This window comes from Streptomyces sp. R33 (genome assembly GCF_041200175.1).
Classification (GTDB): domain Bacteria; phylum Actinomycetota; class Actinomycetes; order Streptomycetales; family Streptomycetaceae; genus Streptomyces; species Streptomyces katrae_B.
Map to the genome: position 1 here is coordinate 3,364,643 of NZ_CP165727.1, position 17,551 is coordinate 3,382,193.

General features: G+C 73.7%; 10 protein-coding genes. 3 read left to right on the plus strand and 7 right to left on the minus strand.

Translation table 11 applies throughout. The features are described 5' to 3' along the window. Positions 1-105 precede the first annotated feature (105 nt). On the minus strand, positions 106-441 hold the full coding sequence (locus AB5J51_RS15155) for a hypothetical protein (RefSeq protein WP_107093391.1): 336 nt from the start codon (positions 439-441) through the stop codon (positions 106-108). A 167-nt stretch (positions 442-608) separates the two neighbouring features. Beyond that, positions 609-2,843, minus strand: coding sequence for an ATP-dependent DNA helicase UvrD2 (locus AB5J51_RS15160; protein WP_369777885.1), 2,235 nt, complete (start codon positions 2,841-2,843; stop codon positions 609-611). 131 nt (positions 2,844-2,974) lie between these two features. Here AB5J51_RS15160 and AB5J51_RS15165 point away from each other — a divergent pair, with 131 nt between their 5' ends. Then, entirely contained in the window at positions 2,975-3,235 is a 261-nt protein-coding gene (locus AB5J51_RS15165) for a mycoredoxin (protein WP_030291216.1), read from the plus strand. Positions 3,236-3,351: 116 nt separating this feature from the next. On the opposite strand, the gene nudC is transcribed toward AB5J51_RS15165, so the two are convergent. The 5 genes from nudC to AB5J51_RS15190 all read right to left on the minus strand — a co-directional run bounded on the left by nudC (position 3,352) and on the right by AB5J51_RS15190 (position 13,593). Continuing rightward, on the minus strand, positions 3,352-4,293 hold the full coding sequence (gene nudC / locus AB5J51_RS15170) for an NAD(+) diphosphatase (RefSeq protein ID WP_053784584.1): 942 nt from the start codon (positions 4,291-4,293) through the stop codon (positions 3,352-3,354). Positions 4,294-4,404: 111 nt separating this feature from the next. Beyond that, the gene (locus tag AB5J51_RS15175; RefSeq protein ID WP_053784583.1) at positions 4,405-5,811 is read right to left on the minus strand and encodes a dipeptidase; all 1,407 of its coding nucleotides are present in this window, start codon (positions 5,809-5,811) and stop codon (positions 4,405-4,407) included. A gap of 9 nt (positions 5,812-5,820) precedes the next feature. After that, entirely contained in the window at positions 5,821-9,453 is a 3,633-nt protein-coding gene (locus AB5J51_RS15180; protein ID WP_369777886.1) for a UvrD-helicase domain-containing protein, read from the minus strand. 102 nt (positions 9,454-9,555) lie between these two features. Next, positions 9,556-12,987, minus strand: coding sequence for an ATP-dependent helicase (locus AB5J51_RS15185; RefSeq protein ID WP_369780257.1), 3,432 nt, complete (start codon positions 12,985-12,987; stop codon positions 9,556-9,558). Between the two features lie 249 nt (positions 12,988-13,236). Further along, positions 13,237-13,593 (minus strand): MGMT family protein, encoded by a 357-nt coding sequence (locus tag AB5J51_RS15190; RefSeq protein ID WP_279592279.1) that lies wholly within the window; start codon positions 13,591-13,593, stop codon positions 13,237-13,239. A 110-nt stretch (positions 13,594-13,703) separates the two neighbouring features. On the opposite strand from AB5J51_RS15190, the gene AB5J51_RS15195 reads away from it, so the two are divergent. Together AB5J51_RS15195 and AB5J51_RS15200 are read left to right on the plus strand one after the other, a co-directional pair. Beyond that, on the plus strand, positions 13,704-16,583 hold the full coding sequence (locus tag AB5J51_RS15195; RefSeq protein WP_369777887.1) for a YbhN family protein: 2,880 nt from the start codon (positions 13,704-13,706) through the stop codon (positions 16,581-16,583). 259 nt (positions 16,584-16,842) lie between these two features. Further along, positions 16,843-17,523 (plus strand): hypothetical protein, encoded by a 681-nt coding sequence (locus tag AB5J51_RS15200; protein WP_369777888.1) that lies wholly within the window; start codon positions 16,843-16,845, stop codon positions 17,521-17,523. The last annotated feature ends 28 nt before the right edge of the window (positions 17,524-17,551 follow it).

Consider the following 17,551-nt stretch of genomic DNA (forward strand, 5'->3'; position numbering starts at 1 on the left):
TCCCGAGGCTCCTTCGTGCCGTCGTCCCCGTTCGGGGACAAACAGAAGGGCCGCGGATCCCGGGTGGGGTTCCGCGGCCCTGAAGGCGCCGGCCTGATCTTGGAATCAGGCTGGATCGCTCCAGGGTTCGAGCCCGCGGAAGGCCCACATCAGGTGGTGCTGCTGCTTCGTCTGCTTCGTCTGGGATCCGGCACCGGCTGCGGCCGCAAACCCATAGGCGCCATGCGCCTGGGCTTCCAGTACTGCCACCGGTGCCTGGGTCGGTCGCTCATTCCGCTCGCTCGCAAGGCGCGCGGCGGGCGCGGCCAGCAGGGCGCGGCTGTCAGCGCAAATCGCAGACAGACCGGTACCCAGGAGCGGGAGGAGCGAGGAGGAGCCGAGCGTGCAGGAAGCGGCGACCGAGCGATCGGTCATTTTGGTGCTGGTGATGAAGCTGGTCACTGGTCTCGCCTCCTCTCGGCGTCTCGGGGACGGGGCCCGGGGGCCTGTCCCATACGTATTCGGATAAGTACAGCACGGATCCGGAGCTTCGGAGAAGCCACCGTTTCCGTTGCTAAGAACCTATGGGGATTCGCTGGGCATGTGCAAACTATTTTTCCGACGAGTTTCTACGCGCCGTCAGCTTCCGCGCCCCCAGGCTCCTGACCTGCACAGATGGCCAGGACGTCGGCCCCGTACCGGTCGAGCTTGCGGCCGCCGACTCCAGAGATCATCGAGAGCTCGCCCTCCTCGGACGGCGCGGCCTCGGCGATCGCGACGAGCGTCCGGTCCGTGAACACGCAGTACGCGGGCAGCCCCTGCTCCTTCGCCTGCCCCGCGCGCCACTCCCGCAGCCGCTCGTAGAGGCCTTCGTCCATGTCGGACGGGCAGTCGTCGCAGCGCATCAGTTTCAGCTCGCCGGCCTCGGTCAGGGTCTTGCCGCACACCCGGCACAGCGCCGGGCCGCGGCGGCCCCGCTTGCGGAGCCCCCGCTCGGCCGTGGCGCCTGCGGCGCCCGCCCGGCCGCCCGGGGCCGCAGAGCCCGGCCGCAGCCCGTTCAGGAAGCGGCTGGGGCGTCGGGAGGCCCGGCCGCCCGGAGCCCGGGAGAGCGCCCAGGACAGCGTCAGGTGCAGCCGCGCCCGCGTGACGCCGACGTAGAGCAGCCGGCGCTCCTCCTCCACCTGCTCCTCGGTCTTGGCGTACGTGATCGGCAGCATGCCGTCGGTCAGGCCGGCCAGGAACACCGCGTCCCACTCCAGGCCCTTCGCCGCATGCAGCGAAGCGAGGGTGACGCCCTGGACGGTCGGGGCGTGCTGGGCGGCCCGGCGCTCGTCCAGCTCGACGGTCAGGTCCGCCAGCGTGGCCCCGGGACGGCTCCGGGCGAAGTCCTCCGCGAGCCGGACCAGGGCGGCCACGGACTCCCACTGGTCGCGGACCGCGCCGGAACCGGCGGGCGGCTCGCTGGTCCAGCCGGTGGAGCTGAGCACGGCCCGCACCTGGGAGCCGAGTTCGACGACGTCGTCGAGCAGCGGGTCGTTCCCGCCGGAGCGGGCGGCGCCGCGCAGGGCGAGGATCGCCTTCTGCACCTCACCCCGCTCGAAGAAGCGCTCGGCGCCGCGCAGCTGGTACGGGACCCCGGCGTCGGCGAGCGCCTGCTCGTAGACCTCGGACTGGGCGTTGATGCGGAAGAGCACGGCGATCTCGCCGGCCGGGACGCCCGCGGCGATCAGGTCCCGGATCCGGATGGCGACGCCCTCGGCCTCGGCGGGCTCGTCGGGGTACTCGGCGTAGACCGGGTCGGGGCCGGGCTCGCGCTGGGAGACCAGCTCGAGCCGGTGTTCGGCGGCGCGGCCCTTGGCCTGGGCGAGGAGCCCGTTGGCGAGGTGGACCACCTGGGGGGTGGAACGGTAGTCCCGGACCAGCTTGACCAGGGTGGCCTGCGGGTAGCGGATGCGGAAGTTCAGCAGGTGGTCCGGGGTGGCCCCGGTGAAGGAGTAGATCGTCTGGCTGGCGTCGCCGACGACGCAGAGGCTGTCGCGCTCGCCGAGCCACAGGTCGAGCAGCCGCTGCTGGAGCGGGCTGACGTCCTGGTACTCGTCCACCACGAAGTGCTGGTACTGGGTGCGGATCTGCTCCGCGATGTCGTGCCGGTCCTGGAGGATGCCGACCGTGAGCAGCAGCACGTCCTCGAAGTCGATCATGCCGCGGTCGCGCTTGAGCTGCTCGTACGTCCCGTAGATCTGGGCGATCTCCGCCATGTCCCGGGGGGCTTCGCGGCCCGTCTTCAGGGCGGCCGCCGGATAGTCGGAGGGCACGGTCTGGGTGACCTTCGCCCACTCGATCTCGCCGGTGACATCGCGCAGCTCGCCCCGGTCGAGCCGGATGCGGCAGCGCGCGCCCGCCTCGGCGACCAGCTGGACCTTGCGCTCGACGAGCCGGGGCATCTCGCCGCCGATCGCCCTGGGCCAGAAGTAGTGGAGCTGGCGCAGGGCGGCGGAGTGGAACGTCCGCGCCTGCACCCCGCCGGCGCCGAGGGAGCGCAGGCGGCCGCGCATCTCGCCTGCGGCGCGGTTGGTGAACGTGACGGCCAGCACGCTCGCCGGCATCAGCTGACCGGAGCGGACCCCGTAGGCGATGCGGTGGGTGATCGCCCGGGTCTTGCCCGTCCCCGCGCCCGCCAGCACGCACACCGGCCCGCGCAGGGTCGTCGCGACCTCGCGCTGCTCCGGGTCCAGGCCCAGGAGCACCGCGTCGGCCGAGTCGGCTCCGGCAGGGAAGGATGAGAGGTGCGTTGCTGATGTCACCCCGCCATGCTGCCAGGTCTGCAGAGGCGCACGGGAAACCTGTCCACAGGGTGCGGGCATTCTTCGTACCGGCGTCCTTGACGGACGTGACGTAGTTGACGTACCAGCCGTACCGCGGGTGCGGGAATGGCCCCGCGGTCCCGTACGTTCGAGTACTCGGACCACCCAGACCCCACAGAGGAGAGCGCAGCATGCAGGACACGGGTTCCGTCACGATGTACAGCACGACCTGGTGCGGCTACTGCCGCCGGCTGAAGACCCAGCTGGACCGGGAAGGCATCGCGTACAACGAGATCAACATCGAGCTGGACCCCGAGTCCGCGGCGTTCGTCGAGAAGGCGAACGGCGGCAACCAGACGGTTCCGACCGTCCTCGTGGTGTCCCCGGCCGGCACCGAGGCCGTCATGACGAACCCGAGCCTGGCCCAGGTCAAGCAGGCCCTCGCCGTCTGAACCGCAGCTCAGCGCGCTCTGTGAACAGAGCTGCACGAGCTGCGTGAACAGAAAGGCCCCCGCCGCGGCGGGGGCCTTCTGCTGTGTGAGAAGCCTTACGTCGTCCGTCCCGCGCCCTACGCGAGCGGGCGCGGCAGCGGCTCTCCGTACCAGCGCTCGACCAGGCGGGCCGCGATGGAGATCCCCGACGGGGGGACCATCGCGCCCGATTCGAACGCCGCGCGCAGCTCCTCGCGGGAGAACCAGCGGGCCTCCTGGATCTCCTCGCCGTCGACCGTGATCTCGGTGGTGGTGGCGCGCGCCGTGAAGCCCAGCATCAGGCTGTACGGGAACGGCCAGGGCTGGCTGGCGACGTACTCGACCTCGCCGACCCTGACGCCCGCCTCCTCCCACACCTCGCGCACGACCGACTGCTCGATCGACTCGCCCGGCTCCACGAACCCGGCCAGCGTCGAGAAGCGCCCCTCCGGCCAGTGCACCTGCCGGCCCAGCAGCGCACGGTCGTGCTCGTCGGTGACCAGCATGATCACCGCCGGGTCGGTGCGCGGGTAGTGCTCGGCGCCGCAGCCCGGGCAGCGCCGGATGTGCCCGGCGGCCGCGACCACCGTGCGCTCGCCGCAGCGGGAGCAGAACCGGTGCATCCGCTGCCAGTTCTCCAGGGCCACCGCGTGCACCATCAGCCCGGCGTCGCGCGGGGACAGCAGCAGTCCGGCCTCGCGCAGGCCGGCCGCGCGGGCCGACTGGTCCATCCGGCCGGGCAGCGAGTCCTTCTGGAGTGCGAAGTACCGTACGCCGTCCTCGTCGGTGCCGAGGAAGTAGCGGTGCGTCTCGGTGACCGGGGCCTCGAAGGCCGGGGTCATCACGATCCCGGTCTCCCCGTCGGGGGTGTCGTCGATCAGGACCTGGCCGCCCGAGACCACGAACACGCGGGTCGTCGGGTGGCTCCAGGCGGCGGCGAGCCAGGCCTCGTCGAGGCGGTGGTGCGCGGCGCGGTCGATTCCGCTGGGCGCGGTGAGCGAGATCGGCTGCTCGGTATGGGTGCTCACAGGTACTTCCAACTCCCCCGGTGGTGGGACAGGCAGGCTCAGTGACTCGTGACTCTTGACTCGGTACGTCTCGGTACGTCTCGGTACGTCTCGGTGCGTGCGGTGCGGTGGCGGGTGCGTGCGTCAGGCGGGCTTCCCGTGGTGGGCGGCCAGGTCGCCCCACAGGTGGGCGGCCGTTTCGACGCCCTTGAGGAGCAGGTCCAGCTCGACCTTCTCGTTCGGCGAGTGCCAGCCGTCCGACGGCACGGAGATGCCGAGGAACAGGACGGGCGCGTCCAGGACGTCCTGGAGGTCCGCCGCCGGTCCGGAGCCGCCCTCGCGGGTGAAGCGGACCTTCTCGCCGAAGGCGCGGCCCATGGCCCGCACGACGGACTGCAGCGCCGGATGGTCCAGCGGCGTCAGGCACGGCCGGGTCGGGGCGCCGAAGACGATGGAGTGGCGGATCCCCTCCGGGATGCGCGCCGCGACCCAGTCCCGGACGGCCGCCTCGATCTCGTACGGGTCCTGCCCGGACACCAGGCGGAACGACAGCTTCAGGTGGGCGGAGGCGGGCACGATGGTCTTGCCGCCGGGGCCCTGGTAGCCGCCGCCGATGCCGTTGACCTCGGCGGTCGGGCGGGCCCAGACCCGCTCCAGGGTGGAGTAGCCCTTCTCGCCGGCGGCGGCGTGCGACTTGGCCGTACGCAGCCACTCGGACTCGTCGAACGGCAGCTCGGCGATCAGCGCCCGCTCCTCGTCCGTGAGCTCGGCGATGTTGTCGTAGAAGCCGGGGATCGTGACCCGCTCGTCGGCGTCGTGCAGCGCTGCCACCAGGCGGGCGGCGACGGTGGCCGGGTTGGGCACGGCCCCGCCGAAGGCGCCGGAGTGGATGTCCTGGTCGGGCCCGTGGAGGTCGATCTCGCAGTCGGCGACGCCGCGCATGCCGGTGCAGACGGTGGGAGTGGTCTCGGACCACATGCCGGTGTCGGAGACGATCACGACGTCGGCCGCGAGGCGCTCCGCCTCGCGCTCGACCAGGGCGCGGAAGTGCGGGGAGCCCGACTCCTCCTCGCCCTCGACGATCAGCTTGAGGTGCACGGCCGGGGCCTCGGCGCCGGTCGCGGCCAGGTGGGCCCGTACGCCGAGGGTGTGGAAGAAGACCTGGCCCTTGTCGTCGGCGGCGCCGCGCGCGTACATCCGGCCGTCGCGGATCACCGGCTCGAACGGGTCGGTGTGCCAGCCGTCGGCGACGGCGGCGGGCTGCACGTCGTGGTGCCCGTAGACGAGGACGGTCGGGGCGTCCGGGTCGGCGCTCGGCCACTCGGCGAAGACGGCGGGCGCGCCGGGGGTCGGCCAGATCTCCGTGACCGGGAAGCCGGTCTCCTTGAGCTTGGCGGCGAGCCATTCGGCGCTGCGACGTACGTCGTCCGCGTGCTCGGGCTGGGCCGAGACGGAGGGAATGCGCAGCCACTCGGCGAGGTCGTCGAGGAAGGCGCCGCGGTGGGTCTCGATGTACGTGCGGACGACGTTGTCCGCCGGGGTTTCGCTCATGCCCTGAGCCTAACTGTCGGGTTGCCGGTCACTGTCCGTGGCCGGTTCGCCTTGGAGGATCCGCTCAAGACGGGCCCGGTCGGGGAGGTTGCGGGGCCTGATCACGCGGCCGCTGCGGACGTGCAGGAAGGCGGCGGCGACCCGGTCGAGGGGCGTGCCGGTGGCTTCCGCCCAGGCCAGGCGGTAGACGGCGAGCTGGAGGGGGTCGGCCTCGGTGGTGCGGCCGGTCTTCCAGTCGACGATCTCGTACGAGCCGTCGTCGTTGCGGTACACGGCATCGATCCGGCCGCGGACGACGCGGCCGGCGAGGGTGAGCTGGACCGGGACCTCCATGCGGTGGGGGGTGCGCTCGGCGTACTCGCTGCGCTCGAAGGCGGCCTTGAGGGAGTCGAGGTCGGCCTCGTCGGCGATCTCCTGATCGGAGCCGGGCAGCTCGGTGGCGGGGTCGAGGACGTCGAGGAGCGGCAGCGGGAGCTCGTCGAACCGGGACTCGACCCAGGCGTGGAAGCGCGTGCCCTGGCGGGCCGCGGGCTGCGGGGGCTTGGGCATGGGGCGGGCGAGGTCGCGGGCGAAGCCCTGCTCGTCCGCGGCGAGGCGCAGGAGCTGGCTGGCGGAGAGGGCGGCGGGCAGCTCGACGTCGCGCACGGCGGCGCGGGCACGCCGGAGCTCGCCCTCGAGGGCGTCGAGGTCCCGGTCCCAGGATGCGATGGCCCGGGCCTCCTCGGGCGTGAGCCGTGCGGCGCCCCGGACCCCGGGCGCGGCTGTGACGCCGGGCGGGTCCGCGGCGCACGGGTCCGCGGCGCACGGGTCCTCGGAGTCCGGCGCACCGGAGCCGGCCCCGGCGCGGGCGGGCGCCGCCGCCGCGCCGTCGCTCGGGGCGGCGGCGAAGGCCGCGTCCGCCGCCCAGAGGTCGGCGTCGTCCGGCTCGGGCAGGGCGTCGTCTCCGGCCCAGAGGTCGGCGCCCGCCTCGGCACGCGCGTGCGGGACGTGCGGGGCGGTGGCCGGGGCGGCCCAGGGGGCGTCCGCCGCCCACAGGTCGGTATCGGCAGAGGCGGGTTCGTCCGCGTACGACGGGTCCTCGCAGTGCGGCGGCCAGACGTAGGGGTCCGGTGCCGGGGCCGGATCCGGTGCCGGGGCCGCCAGGTGGGACTCGACCAGGGCCGCTGCCTCGCGGCGGAGCCTGAGGGAATCCGGGTCCAGGGGCAGCGGCCAGGACCGGTCCGGGGTGGACTCCGTGGCCAGGGACGGGTTCTCCGCGTCCGGATCCGGTTCCTGCGCCCAGGCTTCGATCTCGCCGTGGCCCGCCACGCAGTGGTCGTGGAGGGAGGAGAGGAACGGGGACGGGCCGCGGCGCTTCTTCTGCGTCGGGCCCCACCAGTGCGCCGAGGCCAGGAGGAGCGAGCGCGGGCGGGTGAACGTCACGTAGCCCAGGCGGAGTTCCTCCACCGCCTTGTGCTCCTTCAGGGCGGCCTTGAAGGACTTCAGGCCTGCCGAGGTCCACGCCGGATCGGCCGGGAGGGTGGCCGCGTCGCCGCGCAGACCGTACGGCAGGACCTTGGCGTACGAGGTCCACGGCTCCGGGGCCTTCTCCTTCGGGAACGAGCCCGCGCAGAGGTCCGGGACCACCACCACGTCCCACTCCAGCCCCTTGGACTTGTGGGCGGTGAGCACCTTCACCGTGTTCTCCCCGCCGGGCAGGGCGTGGTCCAGGCCCTTCTCGTACTGGACCGCCGTGCGCAGGAAGCCGAGGAAGGCCAGCAGGGACGCCTCGCCGTCCAGCGACGCGAAGCCGGCCGCCACGTCCAGGAAGCCGGACAGCGACTCGCGGCGCCGGGCCGCCAGCGCGTGCGGCGACGCCGACAGCTCCACGTCGAGGCCGGTCGCGGCCAGCACCCGGTGCAGTACGTCCATCAGCGGGTCGGAGAGCGAACGCCGCAGGTCGCGCAGCTCCTGGGCCAGGTGCGCGAAACGGATCCGGGCCGCGGCAGAGAACGGCAGGTCGTCCGCGGCAGAGCCGGAGCCGTCGAGGAACGTCTCCAGCGCGTCCGCCAGCGAGACGATCTCCGCCGGGTCCACGCCCTCCACCGCCGCCGCGAGGCGCTCGTCCGGGTCCACCTCGCCCGCCGTGCGGCCGATCAGCTGCCGCGCCCGGCGGCCCAGCAGCGCCAGGTCGCGGGCACCGATCCGCCAGCGCGGGCCGATGAGGAGCCGGACCAGGGAGGCGTTGGCCCCCGGGTCCTGGAGCACCTCGCACACCGCGACCAGGTCCGCGACCTCCGGCAGGTGCAGCAGCCCGGAGAGCCCGACGACCTCCACGGGCACGTCCCGGGCCACCAGTACGGCCTGGATCTGCGCGAAGTCCCGCGCGGACCGGCACAGCACCGCGATCTCGCGCGGCTCCGTCCCCGTACGGACCAGGTGCGCGACCGAGTCCGCGAGCCACTCCAGCTCCTCGGCGTGCGTGTTGAGCAGGGCGCAGCGGACGGTGCCGGCCTGCTCCTCCCCCGGCGCCGCGCGCAGCGCTTCGACGCCCTCGTGCATGGACCGCAGCGGGGCGGCCAGCTCGTTGGCCAGGTCGAGGAGGCGGCCGCCGCTGCGCCGGTTCTCGCTCAGCGAGAACCGGGTCGCGGGGCTGCCGTCGGCGTGCGGGAAGTGCTCGGGGAAGTCGTCCAGGTTGGCCACGGACGCTCCGCGCCAGCCGTAGATCGCCTGACAGGGGTCGCCGACGGCGGTCACGGCGTGTCCGCTGCCTGCGCCGAACAGGCCGGACAGCAGGAGGCGCTGGGCCACGGACGTGTCCTGGTACTCGTCGAGCAGGACCACCCGGAACTCCTCGCGCAGCAGCGCCCCGACCTCGGGCCGGGTGGTGGCGAGCTGCGCGGAGAGGGCTATCTGGTCGCTGAAGTCGAGCAGGTCGCGGGAGCGTTTGGCGGTGCGGTAGCGCTCGGTCAGCTCCAGCAGCTCGAGGCGGCCGCGCACGGCCTCGGGGACCTTGCGCAGGTCGTCGTTGGTGAGCTTGGCGCCGGCGAGGGCGTCGAGGAGCTCCGTGTCGTACGCGCGCAGCTCGGCCGGGGTGACCAGGTGCTCGGAGAGTTCGCCGTCGAGCGCGATCAGGTCGCTGACCAGGTCGGGGACGGATTTGGTGAGCGCCGGGTACGGGCCGGGCGCCTCGCGGAGCACGCGCGCGGCGAGCTGGAAGCGGTTGGCGTCGGCAAGGAGGCGGGCGCTGGGCTCCAGGCCGATGCGCAGGCCGTGGTCCTTCAGGAGCTGGCCGGCGAAGGCGTGGTACGTGGAGATGCGCGGCTCGCCGCCGGCCGCGTCGGGCCCGGCGAAGCCGGGGGGAGGGTCCGGGTCGGTGATGCCGGCCCGCGCGAGGGCCTTGCGCACGCGCTCGGCGAGCTCGCCGGCGGCCTTGTTGGTGAAGGTCAGGCCGAGGACCTGCTCGGGCGCGACCGCTCCGGTGCCGACCAGCCAGACCACGCGGGCGGCCATGACCGTGGTCTTGCCGGAGCCGGCGCCGGCCACGATGACCTGCGGGGCGGCCGGGGCGGTGATGCAGGCCAGCTGCTCGGGCGTGAAGGGGATGCCGAGGAGCTCCTTGAGCTGTTCGGGGTCGGTGAGGACGGACGGACGCGCGGACACGTGAAGAGGCTAGCCGGACCCACGGACACTCCCGTCCGCCGTCTCACCGGCCGGTCGGCCACCGGCCAGCCGCCGGTTGCCCCGAGGCTGCGGCCGTGTGACTCACTCCACCGTCTGCCGGCCCTCCGGGCGGGCGCTGCACGAGCTGCGGAAGGAGCAGTGGTCGCAGTGCTTGCCGGTGGCGGGCGCGAAGCGCTCGTCCAGGACCCGGCCGGCGGCGGTGGCGAGCAGGTCGCCGACCCATTCGCCGTTCAGCGGCTGCTGCGCCTGGATCTTGGGCACCGCGTCGCCGCCGTCGCGCTGGGCGGCGCCCTGGCGCAGCTGTACCAGCTCGGCACCGCCCGCTTCGGGGCGCAGCCCGTCGAAGACCTCGTCGACGGCGCCTTCGCGTACGGCGAGCTGGTACACGGCGAGCTGGGGGTGCCGCGCGACCTCGTCCTTCGTGGGCGCGGCCTTGCCGGTCTTGAAGTCCACGACGTACGCACGCCCCTGGGGGTCCGATTCGACCCTGTCCATGGAGCCCCGGATCCGGACGGTGTGGTCGCCCGCTTCGAGCGTGACGTCGAACGCGTGCTCCGTGGCCACGGCCGCCCTGCCCGCGCGGTCGGTTGTGTGCCAGCGCAGGAAGCGCTCCAGGGCGGCGCGGGCGTTGTCCTTCTCCTGGCGGGATTTCCAGGGGGCGTCGAAGGCGAGGGCGTCCCAGACGGAGTCGAGGCGTTCCATCAGGACGGCGAGATCGGCGGGGGTGCGGCCGGAGGCGACCTCGTCGGCGAGGACGTGGACGACGTTGCCGAAGCCCTGCGCGGCGGTGGAGGGGGCATCTGCCTTGACCTCGCGGCCGAGGAACCACTGGAGGGAGCAGGTGTTGGCGAGCTGGTCCAGGGCGCTGCCGGAGAGCGTGACGGGCCGGTCCCGGTCGCGCAGCGGGACGCTGCTGCGGGTGGGCTCGTACAGCCCCCACCAGCGCTGCGGGTGCGCGGCGGGGACCAGCGGGCGGTCGTCCTCGTCGGTGAGCGCGGCGAGGCGGGCGAGGCGGCGGGCGGCGGCGTCGCGCAGCGCGGGCGAGGCGTCGGGGTCGACGGTGGTGGCGCGCAGCTCGGCGACGAGCGCGGGGACGGCGAGGGGCCGGCGGGGTCGGCCGCTGACGTCCTTGGGGGTGACGCCGAGTTCGGTGAGGAAGCGGGAGGGCTGGTCGCCGTCCTCTGCGGGGGCCTTGACGGCGGTGACGACGAGGCGGTCGCGGGCGCGGGTGGCGGCGACGTAGAAGAGGCGGCGCTCCTCGGCGAGCAGCGCGCCGGGGGTGAGGGGCTCGGCGAGGCCGTCCCGGCCGATGCGGTCGGCTTCGAGGAGGGAGCCGCGTCGGCGCAGGTCGGGCCAGAGCCCTTCCTGTACGCCGGCCACGACGACGAGCCGCCACTCCAGGCCCTTGGAACGGTGGGCGGTCATGAGGCGGACGGCCTCGGAGCGGGTGGCGCGGGTGGTGAGGGTGTCGGCGGCGATGTCCTCGGCCTCGAGCTGTTCGAGGAAGTTGAGGGCGCCGCGGCCGCCGGTGCGCTCCTCGGCGCGGGCGGCGGTGTCGAAGAGCGCGCAGACGGCGTCGAGATCGCGGTCGGCGTTGCGGCCGGCCGCGCCGCCGCGGCGGGCGCCCCGCTCCAGGCGCTGGGGCCAGGGGGTGCCCTCCCAGAGGGTCCACAGGGCCTCCTCGGCGGTGCCGCCGCCCTGGAGGAGCTCGCGGGCCTTGCGCAGGAGCAGGCCGAGGCGCTGTGCTCCGCGGGCGTAGGCGGGGTCGTGGGCGGTGAGCCGTTCGGGCTCGGCGAGGGCGCGGGCGAGCAGGACGTCGGAGGGGGCCGGCACCTTGATGCCGGCGGCCCGCTCCTCGTCGCGCAGGGCCCGCCCGAGCCGCCGCAGATCGGCGGCGTCCATCCCGCCGAGCGGCGAACTCAGCAGCGCCAGCGCCGCCTCGACCCCGACCCACCCTTCGCCCTCGCCCGAGGCGTGCCCGGACCCGGCGCCGTCGCCGCCCTCGCCGTCGGAACGCTCGGCTTCGCCGCCGTCGCCCGCGGAAGGCCCGGGGGCACCGTCGTCGGCGGCGGCGGGCTCGCAGTCCGGTGCGGTGCCGGGGCCGGGCAGGCCGGGGCCGGCCGTGTCCGCGGCGGCGGAGGCCGGGGCCGGGGAGGGGCGGCCGTCGGCCGTGGCCGGGGTGGCGGCCGTGCGGAGGGCTGTGAGGAGGGGGGTGATCGCCGGTTCGTGGCGCAGGGGGGTGTCCGAGCCGTCCGTTTCCGCCGGGACTCCCGCCGAGATAAGGGCGCGGCGCATCGCCGGGAGGGTGCGGCCGCCGGCGCGGACCAGGACGGCCATGTCCTGCCACGGAACGCCGTCCTCCAGGTGCGCGCGGCGCAGGATGTCGGCGATGTTGTCCAGCTCGGCCCCGGCCGTGGGGTACGTGAACACCTCCACCGCGCCGCCCTCCCGGACCGGGGTCAGGGCGCGGTGGGCGCGGACCGCCTCCGAGGGGAGGCGCGGGACCGGCATGCGGGTGGTCAGGAGGCGGGTCGCCGCCAGGAGGTCGGCGCCCGAGCGCCGGGCCACCGTCAGGGCGTGCACCGACGCGCCCGGGAAGGAACCCTCGAAGTCCAGGATGTTGTTGATGTCGGCGCCGCGGAAGGCGTAGATCGACTGGTCCGGGTCGCCGAACGCGACCAGCGTGCCCGCCGGCCCGGCCAGGGCCCGCAGCAGGCGCATCTGGGAGGCGTCCGTGTCCTGGTACTCGTCCACGTAGATCACGTCGTAGGCGCCGGTGAGGGACGGGGTGCGTTCCGCCAGCAGGACCGCCCGGTGGACCAGCTCCGCGTAGTCCAGCGTGCCCTGCATGTCGAGGACGTCCAGGTACTCGGAGAGGAACGCGGCCGCCGCCTTCCAGTCCGGGCGGCCCAGCCGGGTAGCGAACGCGTCCAGCGCCGTCGGGCCGAGGCCCAGCTCGCGGGCGCGGGCGAGCACCGCGCGGACCTCGTCGGCGAAGCCGCGCGTGGTCAGCGCGGCCCGCAGGTCGTCCGGCCAGCGGATGGACCGGATGTGCCGCTGGCCCTCCAGCAGGGTGCGGACGGTCACGTCCTGCTCCGGACCGGACAGCAGGCGCAGCGGATCCGCGAACAGGTCGGTGTCCTGGTGGGCGCGGACCAGCCCGTAGCAGAAGGAGTGGAAAGTGGTGGCCTGCGGAGCCCGCGCCCCGCCGAGCCGCAGGGCGGCCCGGTCGCGCAGCTCCACCGCCGCCTTGCGGCTGAAGGTGAGGATCAGGATCCGGGCGGGGTCCGTCCCGGCTTCGACACGGGCCGCGGCCGCCTCGACCAGCGTGGTCGTCTTCCCGGTGCCCGGTCCGGCCAGGACGAGAAGCGGCCCGTGGGCGTGATCAACCACCGCCTGCTGCGCTGCGTCCAGAACAGGGGGATCCACCCGCTGCGGCCCGGTGCGCACGAGGCGGTACGCGTCAGGGGTCCGCGTACGCCGCCGCTCGGAGCGGTCGGATGGAGAGGTGATCACGTGGGGTGCCGGTCCAGGTCCTGGTGGGTCTGCGGTTACTGCGGCTGCTGCACTCGCTGCGGGCTCCGCGGCCGCTGCCGCGCTTGCCGAAGAGGCAACGCTACGGCAACCGGCGGGTCCCGCGCAGTTCCCCGGGGCAGGGGCAGGGGGGCCGCAGCACTGCTCGCCGGTCCCCCGGACCGTCCCCCGTACCGTCGCCCGTACGGGCGCTCGACCGCCCGCCCGGGCTCCGCATGGACCAAGCTGTCAGATGTGACCCTCGTCCCGTGCGGCGTGCTCCTCCGGCCCGTCCCAGCGCGCCCGCGGCATGTTCAGCCGGGCCTCGCCGTCGGCGGTCAGCCGCAGCGGGGTGGCCTCCGCGCGGTAGTGCTCCAGGGCCCGGTGCTCGCTGCCGGGCAGCGGTCGTCCGTCCGCCCGGACCACCCGCCACCAGGGCACGGCTCCCCCGTACAGGGCCATCACGCGCCCGACTTGGCGCGGCCCGCCCTCGCCGAGCCATTCGGCGACGTCCCCGTACGTCATCACCCGGCCGGGCGGAATCCGCTCGGCCGCCTCCAGCACCCGCTCCGCGTACGCGGGCAGCTCTTCGCTCATTCCGCCCATGGTGCCGTACATCACGGACCGGTTCCCGGAAGGTTTCCTTCCGTACCGGCGCGCACCCTGATGACCCGCCCGCCGGTCGGTCCGTGCCACCATCTTCCGGGCGGTGACTGGTGATACGTGATCAAGAAGAGACGGAAGTGACGACGAAGGAGCAGGGTGTGAGTCCTCCGGACGGCGCGGCTGAGGACGACGGCACGCGCCCGGACCCGCACCCCGGGCCCGGGCCCGGGAAGCTCCCCGACGAGCCCCCCGGCCGGGCCGCACCCGGCCCCCGGGCCCGGGCCAACGCCGGAGCCGGAGCCGGAGCCGAGGATGCAGCCGGAGCCGGGAACGAGCCCGGCGCCGACGGGCCGCACGGGCGCGCCTCCGCGCCCGCCGACCAGGTCGAGGTCGACGAGCCGCTGCTCGCCGCCCGCGTCCACCGCCCCTCCGACCTCGTACGCCTGCTCGTCGGTGTCCTCGGCATCGCCGTCGTCCTCGCCATCGCCGCCTTCGCCCACCGCACCACCGCCGGCCTCGAAGCCGACATCTCCCAGGGCACCGGTGCCGCGCCCGATCTGCTGATCAAGGTCGCCGGGCTGGTGTCCAGCATCGCCGTGCTGCTCGTACCCGTGGCCTTCGCCATCGAGCGGCTGATCAAGCGGGACGGACTGCGCATCGCCGACGGCGTGCTCGCCGCGGTCCTCGCGCACGGCGTCACCCTGGCCACGGACCTGTGGGTCTCCCAGGCCGCCTCCGACACCATCCAGGAAGCCCTCACCCGTCCCACCAGCGTCGGCGGCCCCATCACCGACCCGGTGCACGGCTACCTCGCGCCCGTCATCGCGTACATGACCGCCGTCGGCATGACCCGCAGGCCGCGCTGGCGGGTCGCGCTGTGGGTGGTGCTGCTGCTCGACGCCTTCGCGATGCTGGTCAGCGGGTACACCACCCCGTTCTCGATCATCCTGACCGTGCTGATCGGCTGGAGCGTCGCGTACGGGACCCTGTACGCCGTCGGCTCGCCGAACGTCCGCCCCACCGGGCAGACCCTCCTCGCCGGCCTGCGCCGGGTCGGCTTCAAGCCGGTCAGCGCCATGCGCGCGGAGCTCCCGGACGGCGCCGACGCCTCGGAGGTGAGCGACCGGGGCCGCCGGTACCACGTCACGCTGGAGGACGGCCCGCCGCTCGACGTCACCGTCGTCGACCGCGAGCAGCAGGCGCACGGGTTCTTCTACCGGGTCTGGCGCCGGCTCACCCTGCGCGGCATCACGACCCGGCGCAGCCTCCAGTCGCTGCGCCAGGCACTGGAGCAGGAGGCGCTCCTCGCGTACGCGGCCATCGCGGCCGGGGCCAACGCGCCGAAGCTGATCGCCACCTCCGAACTCGGCCCGGACGCCGTGATGCTCGTGTACGAGCACCTGGACGGCCGGCCCCTCGACGCGCTCGCCGACGAGGAGATCACCGACGACCTGACCCGCAGCACGTGGAAGCAGGTACGGGCCCTCCAGTCGCGGCGGATCGCGCACCGGCGGCTCACCGGCGACGCGCTCGTGGTGGATCGTTCCGGCAATGTCGTCCTCACCGACCTGCGCGGCGGCGAGATCGCGGCCGGCGACCTGGTGCTCCGGATGGACATCGCGCAGCTGCTGACCACGCTCGGCCTGCGGGTCGGCGCGGAGCGCGCGGTGGCCTCGGCGGTGTCGGTGCTCGGCCCGGACGCGGTGGCGGACTGCCTGCCGCTGCTCCAGCCGATCGCACTGAGCCGCTCCACCCGGGCGACGCTGCGCAGGCTGGCCCGGGAGCGGGCCGACCGGCAGCGGGAGGCCGTACTGGAGTCTTCGCGGGCGGCGAAGGCGGCACGCGAGGCGGCTGCGGAGGAGGCGAAGCCGGACCGGCAGACGGGCAAGGCGGGCAAGCCCGGGGCCAAGGCGGCGGCGGTCACGGCCGCGGAGAAGAAGGCCGAGAAGAAGGCGCTGGACGACGCGCTCGACGGGGCCCGCGAGGAGGACCTGCTGAGCCAGATCCGCCAGCAGGTGCTGCTGATCCGCCCACAGGCGCCGGTGGAGCCGGCCCGGCTGGAGCGGATCCGGCCGCGCACGCTGGTGTCGTTCATCGCGGGCGCGTTCGGTGCGTATTTCCTGCTCACGCAGCTGGCGCACGTGGACTTCGCGACGATCGTCGGCGAGGCGGAGTGGGGCTGGGTGGGGGCCGCGCTGGCCTTCTCGGCCCTGACGTACTTCGCGGCGGCCATGAGCCTGCTGGGCTTCGTGCCGGAGCGGGTGCCGTTCCTGCGGACGGTGGTCGCGCAGGTGGCGGGGTCCTTCGTGAAGCTGGTGGCACCGGCGGCGGTCGGCGGTGTCGCACTGAACACGCGGTTCCTGCAGCGGGCCGGGATCCGGCCGGGGCTGGCGGTGGCGAGCGTGGGTGCCTCGCAGCTGTTCGGGCTGGCGAGCCACATCCTGCTGCTGCTGGCCTTCGGCTACCTGACGGGCACCGAGAAGACCCCGGAGATGACCCCGTCCCGGACGGTCATCGCGGGTCTGCTGACGGTGGCGGTGCTGGTGCTGGTGGTGACGGCGGTGCCGATCCTGCGGAAGTTCGTGGCGACGCGGGTGCGGGCGCTGTTCGCGGGTGTCGTGCCGCGCATGCTGGACGTGCTCCAGCGGCCGCAGAAGCTCATGACGGGCATCGGCGGCATGCTGCTGCTGACCGGCTGCTTCGTGATGTGCCTGGACGCGTCGATCCGGGCGTTCGGGGGCGGCCAGGCCATCAGCTACGCGAGCATCGCGGTGGTCTTCCTTGCGGGCAACGCCCTGGGGTCCGCGGCGCCGACGCCGGGCGGTATCGGCGCGGTGGAGACGACCCTGACGCTGGGCCTGATCGCCGCCGGGCTGGACAAGGAGGTCGCCATCTCGGCGGTGCTGCTGTTCCGCCTGATGACGTTCTGGCTGCCGGTGCTGCCGGGCTGGATCTCGTTCAACTACCTGACCCGCAAGGAAGCCATCTAGCTCCGCGGGGTCGGGGGTGCCGGGCCGCGGCAGCAGGGCTGCGGCTGCGGCGCCGTCGCACACCCCGGCTGCGCCGGGCTTGGCGGCCCTCCACTCCTGACGCCGTCTCAATATGTGCGCTCGACCCGACCCTGAGTCCGGATCCAGTACCACGAGGAGACTACGAGCGGGCTCTGCGATCGCAGAACCCCGAGCGAGTCATACGATTGGAAGGCCCGGCCGACCTGAACGCGCTGCGGCAGCTACGCAGGAACACGCAGTGGAGGTGACCACGGAGGAACCACTGTCGCGCTTCCAGCGCGCCAAGGCGGCCCTTGAGCGATTCGCGCCTGTGGTCTGGCTCAAGTCCACCAGCGAAATCAATCGCACCACCGGGCTCGTCCAGGCACCCACGCTCGGTTGGCGTTTTAGCGAGCCACACCCGGAGCTGAAGGGAATGTTCGCCTCTGTGGTGCGAGATGCACCGCGAAACATCGCCTGGCTCTTCGACGAAAAGAAGAACTCATTGATTGTGCCGGCGAGGCTGATCAACGAGTCCGGTCCGGATGGAGCCGGCCTCAATGATCTCGCAGCGGCCATCAGCCAGCACGACCAGGAGTTCTGTGTCGCCGCGTCCGAGGACATCGAACTCATCATTCAGGCGATCGCCGCGCAGCCCGCACCGCCGACCGCGGCGCGGCTGTACGTGACCCAGCTCGCCAGGAGCTCCGCCGAGGAGCTGCTGTGCGTGGCGGAAAGCCTCACCGGTGAGGCAGAGGTCGGCATGGTGTTCCGAGCCGTCGGTGTGCCCGGCGTCGAGGTTCTGCTGACCGCGCTCCGCTGGTACCCGCCCCGGCCGGAAACCAGGCGGCGCGGCCCGCTGGCCAAAATCACCCTCGCTGGCAGCGGAGCAGGGCGGATCGGCCTCAAGGAACTGCTCGTCAGCGTTTCCGACCGTTGAAGTCGCCCAGGTCACCTCTGACCACGGC